Source organism: Janthinobacterium tructae (assembly GCF_006517255.1).
Lineage (GTDB): Bacteria > Pseudomonadota > Gammaproteobacteria > Burkholderiales > Burkholderiaceae_D > Janthinobacterium > Janthinobacterium tructae.
In genome coordinates this window covers 3,532,716-3,548,939 of sequence record NZ_CP041185.1, presented here as the reverse complement: position 1 = coordinate 3,548,939, position 16,224 = coordinate 3,532,716, and the positions used below count along the sequence as shown (strand labels likewise).

General features: G+C 62.6%; 18 protein-coding genes and 1 tRNA gene. 11 read left to right on the top strand and 8 right to left on the bottom strand.

The window, feature by feature from the left end; genetic code table 11:
• Positions 1 to 2 precede the first annotated feature (2 nt).
• Positions 3 to 983 carry a thiamine-phosphate kinase gene (gene thiL, locus FJQ89_RS15540; protein ID WP_141170832.1) on the bottom strand — a complete coding sequence of 327 codons (981 nt, stop codon included), beginning with the start codon at positions 981 to 983 and terminating at the stop codon, positions 3 to 5.
• Positions 984 to 1,072: 89 nt separating this feature from the next.
• Between thiL and FJQ89_RS15535 the strand changes: the two genes are divergently transcribed.
• Positions 1,073 to 1,678, top strand: a complete 606-nt coding sequence (locus FJQ89_RS15535) for a hypothetical protein (RefSeq protein WP_141170831.1) — start codon at positions 1,073 to 1,075, stop codon at positions 1,676 to 1,678.
• A 156-nt stretch (positions 1,679 to 1,834) separates the two neighbouring features.
• Here FJQ89_RS15535 and FJQ89_RS15530 read toward each other — a convergent pair whose 3' ends face one another.
• The gene (locus FJQ89_RS15530) at positions 1,835 to 2,356 is read right to left on the bottom strand and encodes a MarR family winged helix-turn-helix transcriptional regulator (protein WP_141170830.1); all 522 of its coding nucleotides are present in this window, start codon (positions 2,354 to 2,356) and stop codon (positions 1,835 to 1,837) included.
• 121 nt (positions 2,357 to 2,477) lie between these two features.
• On the opposite strand from FJQ89_RS15530, the gene FJQ89_RS15525 reads away from it, so the two are divergent.
• From FJQ89_RS15525 to FJQ89_RS15510, 4 genes are all read left to right on the top strand, one after another.
• Entirely contained in the window at positions 2,478 to 3,671 is a 1,194-nt protein-coding gene (locus FJQ89_RS15525; RefSeq protein ID WP_141170829.1) for an MFS transporter, read from the top strand.
• 40 nt (positions 3,672 to 3,711) lie between these two features.
• Entirely contained in the window at positions 3,712 to 4,305 is a 594-nt protein-coding gene (locus tag FJQ89_RS15520) for an SMI1/KNR4 family protein (protein ID WP_141170828.1), read from the top strand.
• Positions 4,289 to 4,657, top strand: a complete 369-nt coding sequence (locus tag FJQ89_RS15515; protein WP_205704679.1) for a hypothetical protein — start codon at positions 4,289 to 4,291, stop codon at positions 4,655 to 4,657. Before FJQ89_RS15520 ends, FJQ89_RS15515 begins: the two co-directional genes overlap by 17 nt.
• A 192-nt stretch (positions 4,658 to 4,849) precedes the next feature.
• On the top strand, positions 4,850 to 7,168 hold the full coding sequence (locus FJQ89_RS15510; protein ID WP_141170827.1) for an NADP-dependent malic enzyme: 2,319 nt from the start codon (positions 4,850 to 4,852) through the stop codon (positions 7,166 to 7,168).
• A 60-nt stretch (positions 7,169 to 7,228) separates the two neighbouring features.
• Here the strand turns inward: FJQ89_RS15510 and FJQ89_RS15505 are convergent, their stop codons facing one another.
• The 4 genes from FJQ89_RS15505 to FJQ89_RS15490 form a co-directional block, all read right to left on the bottom strand.
• Positions 7,229 to 8,065: a universal stress protein gene (locus FJQ89_RS15505; protein ID WP_141170826.1), complete on the bottom strand. Its 837-nt coding sequence runs from the start codon at positions 8,063 to 8,065 to the stop codon at positions 7,229 to 7,231.
• Positions 8,066 to 8,374: 309 nt separating this feature from the next.
• Positions 8,375 to 8,875 (bottom strand): hypothetical protein, encoded by a 501-nt coding sequence (locus FJQ89_RS15500; RefSeq protein ID WP_141170825.1) that lies wholly within the window; start codon positions 8,873 to 8,875, stop codon positions 8,375 to 8,377.
• Between the two features lie 64 nt (positions 8,876 to 8,939).
• The gene (locus FJQ89_RS15495) at positions 8,940 to 9,686 is read right to left on the bottom strand and encodes a M56 family metallopeptidase (protein ID WP_141170824.1); all 747 of its coding nucleotides are present in this window, start codon (positions 9,684 to 9,686) and stop codon (positions 8,940 to 8,942) included.
• A 7-nt stretch (positions 9,687 to 9,693) separates the two neighbouring features.
• A complete protein-coding gene (locus FJQ89_RS15490) occupies positions 9,694 to 10,110 on the bottom strand; it encodes a GNAT family N-acetyltransferase (RefSeq protein ID WP_168208462.1) in 417 nt (138 codons plus the stop codon).
• A 128-nt stretch (positions 10,111 to 10,238) separates the two neighbouring features.
• Between FJQ89_RS15490 and FJQ89_RS15485 the strand changes: the two genes are divergently transcribed.
• The 5 genes from FJQ89_RS15485 to FJQ89_RS15460 all read left to right on the top strand — a co-directional run bounded on the left by FJQ89_RS15485 (position 10,239) and on the right by FJQ89_RS15460 (position 13,500).
• Positions 10,239 to 10,631: an Imm10 family immunity protein gene (locus tag FJQ89_RS15485; RefSeq protein ID WP_141170823.1), complete on the top strand. Its 393-nt coding sequence runs from the start codon at positions 10,239 to 10,241 to the stop codon at positions 10,629 to 10,631.
• Between the two features lie 241 nt (positions 10,632 to 10,872).
• The gene (locus FJQ89_RS15480) at positions 10,873 to 11,451 is read left to right on the top strand and encodes an NnrU family protein (protein WP_141170822.1); all 579 of its coding nucleotides are present in this window, start codon (positions 10,873 to 10,875) and stop codon (positions 11,449 to 11,451) included.
• A 380-nt stretch (positions 11,452 to 11,831) separates the two neighbouring features.
• Entirely contained in the window at positions 11,832 to 12,302 is a 471-nt protein-coding gene (locus FJQ89_RS15475) for a MarR family winged helix-turn-helix transcriptional regulator (RefSeq protein WP_205704500.1), read from the top strand.
• Positions 12,303 to 12,304: 2 nt separating this feature from the next.
• Positions 12,305 to 12,754, top strand: coding sequence for a hypothetical protein (locus FJQ89_RS15470; protein WP_243136067.1), 450 nt, complete (start codon positions 12,305 to 12,307; stop codon positions 12,752 to 12,754).
• Between the two features lie 503 nt (positions 12,755 to 13,257).
• Entirely contained in the window at positions 13,258 to 13,500 is a 243-nt protein-coding gene (locus FJQ89_RS15460; RefSeq protein WP_099762029.1) for a hypothetical protein, read from the top strand.
• Between the two features lie 213 nt (positions 13,501 to 13,713).
• Here FJQ89_RS15460 and FJQ89_RS15455 read toward each other — a convergent pair.
• Positions 13,714 to 13,800: transfer RNA gene (locus FJQ89_RS15455), tRNA-Leu, on the bottom strand.
• Positions 13,801 to 13,972: 172 nt separating this feature from the next.
• Between FJQ89_RS15455 and FJQ89_RS15450 the strand changes: the two genes are divergently transcribed.
• A complete protein-coding gene (locus tag FJQ89_RS15450; RefSeq protein WP_141170820.1) occupies positions 13,973 to 14,737 on the top strand; it encodes an SDR family oxidoreductase in 765 nt (254 codons plus the stop codon).
• 79 nt (positions 14,738 to 14,816) lie between these two features.
• Here the strand turns inward: FJQ89_RS15450 and FJQ89_RS15445 are convergent, their stop codons facing one another.
• Positions 14,817 to 16,133, bottom strand: a complete 1,317-nt coding sequence (locus tag FJQ89_RS15445; RefSeq protein ID WP_141170819.1) for an enoyl ACP reductase FabMG family protein — start codon at positions 16,131 to 16,133, stop codon at positions 14,817 to 14,819.
• Between the last annotated feature and the right edge of the window lie 91 nt (positions 16,134 to 16,224).

The following is a 16,224-nucleotide window of genomic DNA, read 5'->3' as shown; positions in this document are numbered from 1 at the left end:
GTTTATTCGCTGAAGTGGTCGAAAGAACTCAAGGCCAGATCCAGCGGCAAGCCGGCCGCATCGACCAGCCGCAAGCCTGATTGGGCCTCGATGCGACCCACGCGCGTGACGGGTGTGCCGCAGCTGGCCGCCAGCGCGGCGATGGCCTCGCGCGCCGAGGTGGGCGCCGTGAAGCACAGCTCATAATCGTCGCCGCCGGCGGCCGTGTAGCGGCGGCGCAGGCTGGTTTCCTGCTGCGCCAGCACGGGGCCGGCCGGCAGGGCGTCGACGTCGAGGGTGGCGCCCATTCGCGACGCTTTCAGGATGTGACCGAGGTCTCCCACCAGGCCATCCGAAATGTCGATGGCCGCATGCGCCAGGCCTTGCTCGGCCAGGGCGCAACCGAGCGACACGCGTGGCGTGGGCGTGTGCATGCGCGCGGCGGCCGTCAGCAGTTCGGCTGGCGCCAGTTCCTGTTCCCCGCGGTAGCCGGCCAGCGCCAGGCGCGCGTCGCCCAGCGTGCCGCTGACCCAGATATCGTCGCCCGCCACGGCAGCGCTGCGGCGCAGGGCCTGGCCCGGCGCCAGTTCGCCGAATACGGTGATGCAGATATTCAAAGGCCCCTTGGTAGTGTCGCCGCCGATCAGTTCGCAATGAAACGCGTCGGCCAGCGCAAACAGGCCTTCGGCAAAGCCGGCCAGCCAACTGCGCTCGGCTTGCGGCAGCGCCAGCGCCAAAGTAAATGCCACGGGGCGCGCGCCCATGGCGGCCAGGTCGGACAGGTTTACGGCCAGGCTTTTATGACCGAGCATGCGGGCGTCGGCGCCGGCAAAGAAATGCCGGTCCTCGACCAGCATGTCCGAGGAGATGGCGATCTGCTTGCCGGCACTTGGCGTCATCAGCGCGCAATCGTCGCCGATGCCCAGGGTGGCGCGGCCGGGGCGCTGGCGCACGAAATAGTGTTTGATCAGGTCGAATTCGGAAAGCGCGTCGTGTGGGGCCATGGCGTAGTCTGTGCGTTGAGTGATGGTGTGGCCCGGCTATTATAGGCTGGCCTACAATACGGGTCTTTTCCACTGCCGAGCAATCTGCCATGCCCATTCCCGATATTCACGACCTGCTGCAATCCTGGCTCGACCATGGCTGGCTGCGCGACCCGCAAGCCGTCGGCCTGGCCTCCTTCGAGGCGCAGGAACTGGTGGCGTGGGGTTTCGATGCCATCAGCGACGGCGGCCAGCTGTGCCTGTACGAGGACGAGCGCCTGTTCCGCAGGGGCAAGCGGCAGGTGCAGGCGTCGTTCAAGGCGTATCTGCAGCGCGGTCAGCTGGGCGCGAATGGTCTGGACCTCGGTTATCAGGTGCACCTTGCCGGTTTCCTGCGCGCGGCGCGGCAGCCCTTGCCGGCGTTTCGCGTGCTGCTGGAACAGGGAGGACGCAGCGGCGCCCTGCTGTTCGACAGCGGCCTGGTGCTGCAGTTTGCCGCCAACTTGCGCGGCAAGCCGCGCCATTACTATCTGACCCTGGTCGAGGGGCACGTGGCCGACGCCCAGCTGGCGGACCGCGACAGCGATATCGACTTGCACGCGGCCAGCGTGGGCCATGTCCAGGCCCTGTACGACAGCCGCGACCCTGCCGAACTGCAGCGCCTGGCACGGCGCGGCAATGCGGCGCTGCGCGAGCTGGCGCAGCTGCTCGCCTAAGTAATCCTCAGGAAATTATTGTGAATTTATGACGAACAGAACCGGATGCTATGCAAGGCGCCCACTGCGACGCAGTGCGAGCACTGCTAGCAGCGGGCAACGCCGCAGAGCGCTGGTTATGGAAGTCAGAAATCACAATAATTTATTGGGGGTTACTTAGCCCTTCTTCGCCTGCGCCATGCCCTGCAGCAGCTTGGCCAGCAATTCGTCGAGCTGGCGCTGCTCGTCCGCGCTCAGCGCCGACAGCATGGCGCGTTCGTTCTCCACGTGCAGCAGCACCAGCTTGTCAATCAGTGCCAATCCCTTCGGCGTCAGGGCCACCAGCACGCCGCGCCGGTCTGTCGGGTGCTTCTGGCGTTCGATCAGGCCTGCCGCTTCCAGCCGGTCGATGCGGTTGGTCATGCCGCCCGAGGACAGCATGGCCGCCTCGTACAAGGCCGTCGGCGTCAGCGCATAGGGCGCGCCCGAGCGGCGCAAGGTCGCCAGCACGTCGAATTCGCCCGGTTGCAAGCCATGTTCGGCAAACAGCGGGTTAAGCCAGTCGCGCGCCATCAGCTGCGCCACCGTGCCCAGCTGGCCCACCAGTTGCATGGCATGCGTATCCATCTGCGGCAATTCGCGCTGCCATTGTGCTGCGGCAAATTGCGCGCGCGTGTGTTCTTGCGGGGTAGTTGTCATGGGGTATGCATTTATCTCGACCTCAAGATAGATTTCTATCTTTATGTTAAGATACTTTTCATCGAGTCATAGTTGATGACGCATTAAACCATGTGCCTCCCAGCGAGGCAAGGACTATCCCATGCCTTCCGCACGACCTGCCGCTTCCCCTTCTTCTTCCGCTTCCTCGGCCCTGCTGGTGGCCGCCATCATCCTGCTGGGCTTGAACTTGCGGCCCATCCTGGCCGCCATCGGCCCCTTGCTCGACAGCATCCAGGCCAGCACGGGCATCAGCAATGCCGACGCGGGCTTGCTGACCACCGTGCCCGTGTTCGCCATGGGCGTGTGCGCGCTGGCGGGCGCGCAGCTGCAGCGCCGCCTGGGCGTGGCGCGTGGCATCTCGCTGGGCATCGCCATCATCGCTGCCGCCTGCGCGCTGCGCTGGCCCTTGCATGGCAGCGGCGGCCTGATCGCCACGGCAGCCCTGGGCGGCCTGGGCATCGCACTGGTGCAAGCCTTGCTGCCAGCCTTCATCAAGCGCCATTTCCCCGCGCGGGCGGGCCAGTTGATGGGGTTTTATACGACCGGCATCATGGGCGGCGCGGCCATTGCCGCCGCGTCCGCTTCGCCGCTGGCGCAAAGCTGGGGCTGGAACGCGCTGCTGGCCTTGTGGGCGCTGCCTGCCGTGGCCGCCGCCCTGCTGTGGCGCCGCGCTGCCGCTACGCGCGTGGACATGGCCAGCGGGGCGGGCGCCAGTCTGCCCGTGGGCAGTGGCCGTGCCTGGCTGCTGATGGTGTTTTTCGGTATCGGCACGGGCGCCTACACGCTGGTGCTGGCCTGGCTGCCGCCGTTTTACACGGAACTGGGCTGGAGCGCGGCCGACAGCGGCTTGCTGCTCGGTGCCCTGACTCTGGTGGAAGTGCTGGCGGGACTGCTGATTTCCAGCATCATCCACCGCTTCCCCGACCGCCGCATCCTGCTGCTGGCCGTTTTGTTGTCCGTGCTGGGTGGCCTGGCCTGCCTGATCGTGGCGCCGGCGCACCTGGCGCTGCCCGCCGTGATCCTGCTGGGCTGCGGCATCGGTTCCCTTTTCCCGTTGTCGCTGATCGTCAGCATGGACCATGTGGCGGACCCGGCCGGCGCCGGCGCCCTGCTGGGCTTTGTGCAGGGCGGCGGCTACATCATCGCCAGCAGCATGCCCTTCATTGCCGGCCTGATCCGCCAGCACTCGTCCAGCCTGGCCCAGGCATGGATGGTGATGGCGGGCGGCGTGGTGCTGCTGTTGCTGATCGCCGTGCGCTTCGCGCCGGGGGCGCGGCTGGCCCAGTCGCGCTAGCGTGCGCATGGCGTATCCGGCCAGCTGATATATTTCGGCGATGAACCTCGTCGACCACTATTTAGAAGGATTGCGCCAGGCAATGCCGCCGGAGCCGCTGGCGGAGCTGGCGCTGGCCAGCGGCGCCAGCGCGGCGCAACTGGACAGCTTGCGCCAGGCTTATCCGCTGTGCCCGGACAGCCTGCTGCGCCTGCTGGGCCAGTATAACGGCACCTATTATCAGGACTATGCGGGCGGCAGGGTGCTGGTGTACATGCTGGGTTCGGACGTGTTCGAATATCCGTATTACCTGAGTTCGGTCGAACGCATCCTCAAGGATGGACAGGCGAACCAGCGCAGCATCGCCGAGATCTATGGTCATTACCTGGAAGAAGATCCCGGCATCGTCGACGCCCGCATCGACGCGGGTATCAAGCAGGGCCAGCGCCTGTGTTTTTCGCATTGCATGAACAATGGCGGCTCCTCGCGGCTGTATGTCGATTTCACGCCCGCGGCGTCGGGCACGGTCGGGCAGGTGGTGCGCTTCCTGCACGATCCCGACAACTACCAGGTCATTGCCGACAGCTTCGACGCCTATCTGCACATGCTGATCGATGACGGCTATGCATTCCTCAGCGATGACAATTTCGAATAAGCGGGCCATGCCGTCGTCCCTGTTGCCCGCCAACCGCCGCATCGTGCTGTCCGGCGAGGATGCGCTGCGCATCCTGCGCGAGATCGAATTCCTGCTGCAGTCGCTGCATCACATCGGCCGCCATTATTATCCCGACGGCGACGATGACGGCGCCGACGCCTTGCGCCGCGCGCAGTATTGCGCGGAGACCACGCGCTTCATCGACGAGGAGCAAGCCACGACGCGCCTGGCGCTGATGCGCAGCATCCTGTCCGCACCGTTCGACACCACCTTGGGCGCGGATGAGATGGACGATCTCGAGCGCGCCGTCGAGGCCTTGCCGCTGTGGCGCGCCCCCGGCGGTCTATCATGAAAACTAATTGAAATCTAAAATTCGATAGTTTTTCCTGCTCAGCACGTTTGTGCCGCCGCACGGCCTTACAATGCTAGGTTATGCGTTTTCGTGATATCAGACTGTGGCTAGCGGAAAATACCTAGCTAATTGAAAGAATCGGTCTGATAAAATCCGGAACACCCGATCGACCAAACAGGAAGGCTGCACAGCATGGATTCGTCATCTGATAAAAAAGAAGAATTGCGTCAACAATTGCGCTTGGCCGCACTCGAATATCACGAGTGCCCGCGCCCCGGCAAAATCAGCGTGACGCCCACCAAACAACTGACCAACCAGCGCGACCTGGCGCTGGCCTACTCGCCAGGCGTGGCGGCACCGTGCGAAGAAATCGTCATCGATCCGGCGAATGCCTATAAATATACGGCGCGCGGCAATCTGGTGGCCGTCATCACCAACGGCACGGCCGTGCTGGGACTGGGCAATATCGGCCCGCTGGCCGCCAAGCCGGTGATGGAAGGCAAGGGCGTGCTGTTCAAGAAATTCGCCGGCATCGACGTCTTCGACATCGAAATCAACGAGATGGACCCGGACAAGCTGGTCGACATCATCGCCTCGCTGGAACCGACCTTCGGCGGCGTGAACCTGGAAGACATCAAGGCGCCCGAGTGCTTTTACATCGAGCGCCAGCTGCGCGACCGCATGAAGATTCCCGTCTTCCATGACGACCAGCATGGCACCGCCATCATCGTCGGCGCGGCTATCCTGAACGGCCTGAAAGCCGTCGGCAAGAAAATCGAGGACTGCAAGCTGGTCGTGTCGGGTGCGGGCGCCGCAGCGCTGGCCTGCCTGGACCTGATCGTCGACCTGGGCTTCCCGCTGAAAAACATCTACGTCACCGACCTGGCCGGCGTCGTCTACAAGGGCCGCACGGAACTGATGGACCCGGACAAGGAACGCTTCGCGCAAGACACGCCGCTGCGCACCCTGGGCGAAGTCATCCCCGATGCCGACATTTTCCTTGGCGTGTCCGCCGGCGGCGTGCTGAAACAGGACATGGTGCGCAAGATGGCGCCGAACCCGCTGATCCTGGCGCTGGCCAATCCGAATCCGGAAATCCTGCCGGAAGAAGTCAAGGCCGTGCGCAGCGACGCCATCATCGCCACGGGCCGTTCGGACTATCCGAACCAGGTCAACAACGTGCTGTGCTTTCCGTACATCTTCCGTGGCGCCCTCGATTGCGGCGCGACGACGATCACGCGCGAAATGGAGATCGCCGTGGTGCACGCGATCGCCGACCTGGCGCATGCCGAGCAGTCGGACATCGTCGCCACCACCTACGGCATCAGCAACCTGTCGTTCGGTCCTGAATACCTGATCCCGATGCCGTTCGACCCGCGCCTCCTGATCAAGATCGCCCCGGCCGTCGCCAAGGCGGCCGAGGAATCGGGCGTCGCCACGCGTCCGATCAAGGACTTGCAAGCGTACGCGGACAGTCTGCAGCAATTCGTCTACCGCAGCGGCACTTTCATGAAGCCGCTGTTCCTGATGGCCAAATCCACGCCGGTCGAACTTAAACGCATCGTCTACGCCGAAGGCGAAGAAGAGCGCGTGCTGCGTGCCGTGCAAGTGGTCGTCGATGAAAAACTGGCGCGTCCTATCCTGGTGGGCCGTCCACCCGTGCTCGAAGCGCGCATCCAGAAGTTTGGCCTGCGTCTCAAGCAAGGCGTCGATTTCGACGTCATCAACCCGGACTTCGACGAGCGCTATCGCGATTACTGGAACACGTATTACGCGATGACCAGCCGCAAGGGCGTCACCGAGGAATACGCGAAGCTGGAAATGCGCCGCCGCCATACCCTGATCGGTTCGATGATGATCCACAAGGGCGACGCCGACGGCATGATCTGCGGTACCTTCGGCACCACCCAGCTGCACCTGAAATACATCGACCAGGTGCTGGGCAAGCGCGCCGGCAGCAATGTCTACGCGGCCATGAACGTCTTGATCATGCCGGAGCGCCAACTGGTGATGGTCGACACGCACGTCAACGAAAACCCGGATGCCGGGCAGTTGGCCGAGATCACCATCATGGCCGCCGAAGAGATGACCCGCTTCGGCCTGTCGCCGCGCGCGGCCCTGCTGTCGCATTCGAACTTCGGTTCCAGCGACAGCGCCTCGGCGCAAAAGATGCGCGCCGCGCTGGCCATCATCAAGGAACGCGCGCCGGACCTGGAAATCGACGGCGAAATGCACGGCGATACGGCCCTCGACAGCAAGCTGCGTCAAAAAATCATGCCAAACTCGGCTCTGAAGCACGATGCCAACCTGCTGGTCATGCCGAATATCGAATCGGCCAACATCGCCTACAACCTGGTGAAAACGGCCGCCGGCAACGGCATCGCCGTGGGCCCGATCCTGCTCGGCTGCGCCAAGCCCGTGCACATCCTGACGCCATCGGCCACCGTGCGCCGCATCGTCAACATGACGGCCTTGTGCGTGGTAGACGCGGTGGCGCAGCGTAAAGTCTAAGCGCTAGCTGTTCTTCGGTAAAAGCCGCGCCATCCGCCAGGGTGGCGCGGCTTTTTTACGTCAGTGCGCCATCAGCACCGGTAAGGTCATCTGGCGCAGCACGGTTTCCGTGACGCCGCCCAGCAGGATTTCGCGGAAGCGGGCGTGGCCGTAGCCGCCCATTACCAGCAGGTTTGCACGCACTTCGGCGGCCATGGCCAGCAGCGCCGCGCCGATGTCGCCCGTGGCGATGGCGGGACGCACTTCCACGGGCACGCCATGGCGGCTCAGGTAGGCGGCGATGTCGGCGCCCGGATGGCGGGCCGGCTGCGCATGGCCGGCCGGCGGGTGCAGCAGGGCCAGCACCACCAGGCGCGCCGCGCGCAAGAGCGGCAGGGCGTGGCCGATGGCGCGCGTCGCTTCCATGCTGCCATCCCAGGCCACCACCACGGTGTTGTTGACTTCCGCAAACTGGCCGCCGCGCGGCACGATCAGCACGGGGCGGGCCGCGTTCAGCATCACGTACGGCACCAGGTCGCTCATGGCGCCGGGCAGCGCTTCGCTGGCGTCGTGCTGGCTGAGCACCGTCAAGTCGCTGTAGCGGGCGCTGATGGCCATGCCGCCATCTTCATCGTCTTCGATCAGGCGCCGTTCGAGCGAGACGGCGCCGGCCTGGCGCGCCAGCGTTTCGAACTGGTCGAGCGCCTGTTCCGCCTGCCCGTGCAGGGCGTTGATCTGCGCCGCGACGGCGCCGCCGCGCATGCCGCGGTTGTTTTCCAGGGTAAAGCGCGACAGGCCCGTCATCGCCGCGCCGATCAGGTGCGCCTGGTGCGCGTGCGCCAGCCGCGCCGCGATGGCGATGCGCTGCGGCGCATGGCGCGACAGGTCGGCGTGGACGAGGATGGATTTGTAAGCCATGGTGTCATTCGCTAGTCAGGATGACAACAAGGCTAGAACGACAACACGGGCAAGTCCAGCATTGCCGTGCCGGACGGCGGTTTTTTTTTGCTGGACTTGATATGGGTCAAAAAGAGACAGGCGATGGCCTTCTGCAAGGTTATCGCCAGAAAGTGCCAATCTGCTTGATATGCATCAATATGCTCGCCGTGCAGCCAGCGATAATGGTCTTGAACTCCTTGCCCTCCCAGTGGTCTGCATCGGCGTCGGCAGCATCGTGTCGGCACTTCTTTGTGTGACGCAACAACGCTGGCCGTGGCGGGAGTTCACTTAATTGTAGGGCTGCAAGTCCAGCCAGACGGCATACGACAGGCGCTTGCCGTTCCACAGGCCGCCGCCACGGATGACGGCGTCGCACGAGGTCAGCTGTCCGACCAGGTCCATGCGGCCCAGGTTGCGGCGCAGGCGCAGGGCGTCGTTGTGCGACAGGTAGCCGACCAGCTGGCCATCGATGAAGACGGCGATGGCCTTGTCCTGGAACGGATTGGCATCGTCGCAGACGAGCAGGGCCAGGCATTTTTCTTCCGCGTTGCCGGGACCGTGTTCGCCGGCCAGTTTGGCGATGGCGCTCTGGTACATCGCTTCGTTTTCCACTTCCGACGCAAAGCGCCCCTCGTCGTTCCAGTGGTGCGCCGGTGCGCCTGCGGGAATCGCCGGCACGTACTGGCGTACCGAAACGAGCGGCTTGTGCAGCGGTTTGACGGGCGTGCGGCCGCTGAAGACGTAGTACAGCAGGGCGATGACGATCACGATGGCAAGCAGGTAAAGCATGGTATCTCTCTGATTTCTAAGGGGGGAGCCGGGAACGCGGGCGCGCCGCGCGGCGTTGCCGCTACTATAGCAAGTTCGCCGCCGGCTTCCCGGTAAATCTGGCCATCAGATGGCGGCGCCGGCGCAGTGCGCGCGGGTCGCCCAGCACGATGGGTGCGGCGCCCGTCAAGCCCGAGTAATACTGGCCGTGCCGACGCAGCACCGTGGCATAGTCGCGCAACGCGTGGCCTTGCGCCAGCATGCGCGCGTCGCTATCGACTTCGATGGCAAAGCGCAGCCGGTGCAGCTGCCACCACAGGGGCAGGTTCCACGGCATGAGCACGATCAAGGCGTAGGCCAGGGCCAGCAGCTGCGGGTCGCGTGCGGCCAGCCGGCATTGTGCGTGCGCCAGCAGCAGCGCCTGTTGCCGGGGAGGAATCAGTTGCAGCCAGACGGGCATCACGATGCGCGGTCGCAGCAGCCCCGCCACGCAAGGGCCGATGCCGCCGCTCAAGTACACGGGCGTGCCCAGTAACGATGTTTTCTGCCAGCGGCGCTGGTGCGACAGCAGCCAGACGCTGCGTAGCGCCAATAGCAGCAGCATGCCGCTGGATAAGACAAACCAGCCCAGCTTCAGCTGCGCCTGTTCCGCCGGCATGGCTGCCAGCACGCCTGGCAGCCACGCCAGCGGCACGATGGCGGACGCGGCGATGGCCGCCAGCCACAGCCAGCGCGTCGCGTGCCCGCGCCGCTGCAGCGTGCGCTCGGCGCGCCAGGCGGCGGCGCTCAACAGCAGCGCCAGCGCCATGCTACTCAGCAGCCAGGCAGGCATCGGGCGCCTAGCGTTTCAGCGCCATGCCGACGGAGGCGGGCGCCGTGTGCCTGAAGCCGAATTGCGCGTACAGGTCTTGCGCCTGGCCATCGGCGATCAGGCTGACATATGCGCTTTCCGGCACGTCGCTGTCGATGAACTGGCGGATTTCGCGCATGATCAGCTTGCCCAGGCCTTTGCCCTGGTGGGCCGGCAGCACGGCGATATCGACCACCTGGAAGAAGCAGCCGCCATCGCCGATGATGCGGCCCATGCCCACCACTTCGTCGCCCAGCAGCACTTGCACGGCAAACAGGGAGTTGGGCAAGCCCTTGGCCGCCGCCTCCGTGCTTTTCGCGCTCAGGCCGGCGGCAACGCGCAGCAACTGGTAGGTGGCGATGGCGGGGATGGCCAGGCGAATGGTGTAGGGCGATGCTGCGGTCAAGGCGCTCTCCTGTGCAATATGGATGGAATGACCATTATAGGCGGCACGCTTTATTCGCCGCGCGCCATGTTGTTTGCACCGCTTTTGCGCTATGGTGGCGTCATCCCCCTATTTGTTGAAAGCACGCCATGTCCGCAGGATTTACCGCCACCGAGTTGTCCGTTATGAATGAAGACGACGCCCTGATCACCACCCTGGCAGCACCGGCCGGCAAAGGCGCGCCCGTCTACCTGATGCTGCAGCGCGCAGACGAGTATGACGAGCAGGACGTCGCCATGGGCATGGACGAACCCTATATTGAATATTGCGGCCAGGAATTTGCCTGGTATGGTCACATGCACGCCGTGATTTTGCATCCGAACCGCCTGTCCGTGCAGATGGATGCCGAGGCAGCCATGCAGATGGATGACGACGGCCAGATCGACGTGCGTTTCAATTTGACGCCGGAGCGCTACGCCCAGCTGCAGCAGGCGCTGCGCACCACGTTCGAGGGCTGCGACTACTATCGCGAGGAACGTTGATCTGCGCGGACGACGCCGGCCATGGCGTCGTCTATGCTCGCTAGCTAAGTAATCCTCAGGAAATTATTGTGAAATTATGACGAACAGAACCGGATGCTATGCAAGGCGCCCGCTGCTAGCAGTGCGAGCACTGCTAGCAGCGGGCAAGCCTCGTCGGCCACCTTGCAGAGCGCCAGTTATGGAAGTCAGAAATCACAATAATTTATTGGGGGTTACTTAGTATTGACTGGGAGGGAAGACGATGACGGTGCTGATACTCGGTTTGCTGTTATTCCTGGGCTTGCACTCGGTGCGTATCGTCGCCGACGGCTGGCGCAGCGCCCAACTGGCGCGCCTCGGCGAAAAGCGCTGGAAGGGGCTGTATTCGCTCGTGGCGTTTGTCGGGCTGGGTCTGATCATCTGGGGCTACGCCCTGGCGCGCCAGCAGCCACAGGTGCTGTGGGCGCCGCCCATGGGCTTGCGCCACGCCAGCGGCCTGCTGATGCTGTTCTCGCTGATTTTATTGGCGGCGGCCAATGTACCGCGCAACCGCATCAAGACCTGGGTGCACCACCCCATGCTGCTGGGCACGCAACTCTGGGCCGTGGCGCATCTGCTGGCCAACGGCAGCGTGGCCGACGTGCTGCTGTTCGGCGGCTTCCTCGCCTGGTCGTCAGTGGATCTGTATGCCGCCGTGCGGCGCGACCGCGCGGCCGGCACCCGCTACCAGGGTGGCACCATGCCCGGCACCGTGATCGCCATCGGCGCCGGGGGCGCGCTGTGGCTGCTGCTGGCGTTCTGGCTGCACGGCGTGCTGTTTGGCGTGCGGCCGTTTGGCTAGTTGAAGGCGGTAGCTTCCCTGCTGCTGTGCCCGCTTGCGCCGCCAGAGCGGACGTTGTGCTGCACGGCTGACGTAGCTTTCTTCCCGTCTCTTCACTTTCGCGCCTGATCTCATGATAAATAAACACTGCGGCAGCAAATCAGTGTGCGATCGCATTGCCAGAACTCCCGGATGAAGCACCGTGTTGCCTGGACAGGTAAACCGCAGCAGCGCTGAACGACTCGGTGCGCCGCGCAAGCAGATGAGACAGCCATTGAAGACCCGCCTGCAGGCGTCCACGCCAGAAGAGCGTGCTGAGAAATATATTGACAGCTAGTTGTCAATATTGGAAACTGGTTACCATCTTATCCGCTAACCAATGCCACCAAGGAGCAATTGCCTTGTCTTCTCATCACGGAATCGAAGCAGCCGTCCTCAGCGACATCATGATCACCATATTTCGCGTCAACGCCCGTCTCCTGGAAAATGGGGACCATCTGGTTGCCCCACTCCAACTCACTAGTGCGCGCTGGCAGATACTGGGCGCGGTCGCGCTCGCCGGTAAGCCGTTGACCACCCCGCAGATTGCTGAGGCGATGGGCATCACACGACAAGGTGTTCAGAAACAACTCAACCGGATGCTCGACGAAGGCTTGTTCGATATTCACCAAAATCCACGTCATGCACGCTCGCCACTCCATGCTTTGACAGAGGAAGGAAGGCAAGCTTTTGATAAGGCGATGGCGCTTCAGGCCACGTGGGTCAACGCATTGGCTGAGGGGCTGGAACTTCCCGAGCTTGAGAGTGCGGTACGGCTGCTGAACACTCTTTATACCCGCCTGAATGAACCACTTCCCAAACAAGGAGCCTAACCGTGAAACCTGTTATCCATGCAATCGCTGGTACGACGGCCATGCTGACCATCGCCACTTTCTGGACATCCACCTTGGTATCTGAGCTGTTTCTAGATCAAACTGCGGTCGTTGCGGTCAAACATGCCATTGCGGTCTATGGTTTGGCCATACTTGTTTGCGCGATGGGGCTAACGGGCAGCTCAGGCTTCGCGCTGGGCAAGACACGCAAGGGCCGGTTAGTGGAACAAAAGAAGAAGCGTATGCGCTTCATCGGGATCAACGGGCTGTTGGTGATGCTACCGTCAGCACTATATCTTTACAGCAAGTCTGCCGTTGCCGAGTTTGATACGCTGTTTTATGTGGTTCAGGTACTCGAACTGTCGGCCGGCCTGGTACAACTTTTCCTAATGAGCCGGAATTTCCATGAAGGTCTCAAGCTGGCAGGCAAACTGCGCTCACGACCGGCTTGAAAGCCTGCTCTATCGCGAAGCCATGGTGTGACTGCGATGCCGGAGCTAGCGGCTGCACTCGCAAGCGGTGAGGAGTGCCAGTACGCCGGCAAATCGAGCCATACATGCAGGCCGTCTTCCGCGCCGCCTGCAACGCATCCGCAATCTGCACAAAACGTGGCCCTTTGTTCCCGGCCAATCACGGCAAGCAGATAGCAAAAATGATCATCTTGCATGGTTTTCAACTGGGACATTTTGTCTCAATGTATGGAAATTGTTTTGAAGTAGTATGCTTCAGAACGTACAGCAGCATCCTTGCATGGCAGTCGCTGAGGTTTTCTCCTCTCTCATCCGCATTCGGCCAATCACTGCGCCCGATGCCATTGTTATTTCATAGGTGGATATAATGAAAGAGTCAAACAGGATGTCTGGGCGATGGTTTGAACAGAAGCTGCTGAAGCAGCATTTTGAGGTAGTGCTCCTCACGATAGATAGTGTCAAGTAATAGACTGGAAAGACTCAAAATGATCGATTGGACCCCCATAGTCTTAGTTACCTTCAAGGCTCTCGTGCTCGGCACGGGCATGTTCTTCGCCATCAAGTGGCATTACGATCAAGGGAAGAAGGATCAGGATAAGGCGAAGCAGAACCGCGCGGTGCTGCGCGCCAGCGGCAAGGTGGTCGCAGTCTTCATGCTATCGCTCCTGGCCTTGGGGATCGTCACCTTCTTCGTTGTCAGGGTGGCCGGACTGGAAATGAGCTACTGATGATGGCAAGGAATCGTCGGCCGCTGTTCAGTGATGCGGCCGCAATTCCCCGCTGCGGCTAGGGCAGCAGCGGCAGGCGGTTCATGGCGGCATCGCTGCAGCGCTATCGGGAATAATCGCGGGTGTTCGGAATGAACGGACAAGAAAAAAGCCACTAAATCCTTGATTTTATTGGATTTAATGGCTTTATCGGTACTTTTTCGATGTGTCTGGTGGTGCCGGGAGCCGGAATCGAACCGGCACGCTGTTTCCAGCGCGGGATTTTGAGTCCCGTGCGTCTACCTATTCCGCCATCCCGGCAACGCGAGACGCATTATCACTGATTTGTCACAATCTGGCAAGTTTTATGCTTGGCGTGTGTTTTACACCAGCATTAATAATCGTTGAAGACACCGATTCCAGCGCAAGAAGCGGAGTGCCGCGGCTGGCCAGCCGTCCTATCGTGTCCCTTCACTACCTGGAGGGATACCCCATGCAACAACTGGAAAACAAGGTCGCCATCATCACGGGCGCCAGCTCGGGCATCGGCCGTGCGGCGGCGCGCCTGTTCGCTCGCCATGGCGCGCAACTGGTGCTGGTGGCGCGGCGGCGGAAGGAACTCGATGCGCTGGTGGCGCAGCTGGCGGACGGCGGCGCGCAGGTCGTGGCCTGCGCCGGCGATGTGGGCGACGAGGCGTGCGCGCAAGGGGCCGTGGCGCTGGCGCTGCAACGCTTTGGCGGCCTCGATATCGCTTTTAATAATGCGGGCACCCTGGGTCCCATGGGGCCCACGCCGGAGATTGCACTGGAAGACTGGCAAGCGGCGGTCGATACCAATCTCACCAGTGCCTTCCTGGCGGCCAAGTACCAGCTGCCTGCGATGGTGGCGCGCGGCGGCGGCTCGCTGATCTTCACCTCCACGTTTGTTGGCCATACGCTGGGCATGGCCGGCATGGCGGCGTATGCCGCCAGCAAGGCGGGCGTGATCGGCTTGACGAAGGCCCTGGCGGCCGAGTATGGCGCGGCGGGCATCCGCGTGAATGCCCTGCTGCCGGGCGGCACCGATACGCCCTTGGGACGGGCAGTGGCGAATACGCCCGAGGCGCAGGCCTTCGTGGCGGGCTTGCATGCCTTGAAACGCCTGGCTACGCCGGACGAGATCGCCAGCTCGGCGCTGTACCTGGCGTCCGATGCGTCGAGCTTCACCACCGGCACGGCGCTGCTGGCCGATGGCGGCGTGTCGATCGTGCGCGCATAAAGCATGCGCAGAAACGCCGACGGCCCGGGGATGAGCCGGGCCGTCGGTGTGGTGCAGCTTGCCTTACGCTACATCAAGCTCAGTTGTGAACCGAGTTCAGCTGGCGCGCGATGATGTCGTGGTTGAGCCAGACGACAGGTGCCAGCGGCTCCGACATGGCGTGGAACATCAGCGGGCCCGTGCCTTCCAGAACCAGCGAGCTCAGGTGGTCTGTGATCAGTTCCTTGCGGTCCTTGTGCAGCTTGGTGATGTCGTCCGAGGTACCGATCATGACGTCGGCCAGTTCTGGCGTGTTGTCCATCGGCCAGGCGGCGAAGTTGCGGAACTGCACGCTGGTGGCGTCGCCGTTGTAGGTGGCGATACGGTCGAGCAAATCTTGCAGCGAGACGCCGTCTTCCAGCAAGCCCTGGCAGATTTTCCATTGCTCTTCGGCCCAGGCGCCGCCGCCTTCTTTTTTCAGCGCGTCAAGCAGGGGGAACAGCGACAGTTCCACGCCGACAAAAATGTCGGACGAATTCGTGCGGATTTCCGGGCAGTTGAAGACGGTGGCCTTGATGCCTTTTTCCCACGCGGCCTTGGCCACGTTTTCCAGGCGCATCTTGGCCAGGCCTTGCGTGTAGTTGCTATATGTTTGCCACTGGTATTTGCCGTCGATCAAGATCTCGGTGCCGTGGTAGCCGTAGGCGCTGTAGCGCACCTGGCCGCCTGTTTGCTCGATGCGCGCGCGGATGGCGGCGCTGCCGTCGATCAGGTGCTGCAGGGTGTTGGCCGTGACTTCGTCGAAGTTCATCAGGATCAGCTTGCCCAGATCGCTGTCGAGCAGGGCACGCGAGGACATGAATCGTTCGCCGCGGCCTTTGTAGATGCGGTTGGCGATGGCCAGGAAGACTTTGACTTTCGGAATGCCGCCCGCCATGGTGTGGGCGAAATACACATTGCTGCCGTCCGGAATCAGGCTATCGAGTTCAGCCATGGCTTTCGCCACGGAAGCGCTGAAGCGGGCGATGCCGGCTTCGCGGCAGCGTTCGATCTGCGCCCAGTCCAGCTTGTCTTCTTGCCAGCTTTTCAGGGTCATGTCGGCCAGCAGGGCCGTCGGCGTCGGTTCGCCGGCTGGCGCGTCGAGGTCGAAACCGGCCATCAGCGGCACATTGATGATGCGGCCGCCCAGGTTGGCTTCGGCTTCGGCCAGCTCTTCCGCGTTCAATGGGCGCAGCGCCATGTTTTCATCGCGGCGGCCGACCGTCATGCCGACGATATTCATGCCCGCCTTGCGTGCTTCGTCCAGCAAGCCATTCACATAGCCGCGGCCGAACAGCTCGCCGAACAGCACAAAGGTGTCGCCCTTGCGGAAGATATTTTTTTGCGGGATGTCTCTTAAGGACGTGATCTCGGTCATGGTGTCAATTCATTCAAAAATTAGCAGGGCAGATGACTGGTGCTACTGCCCGCTGGTTCAACATAGTGTTAAATGATGCGCCATTTCAGAT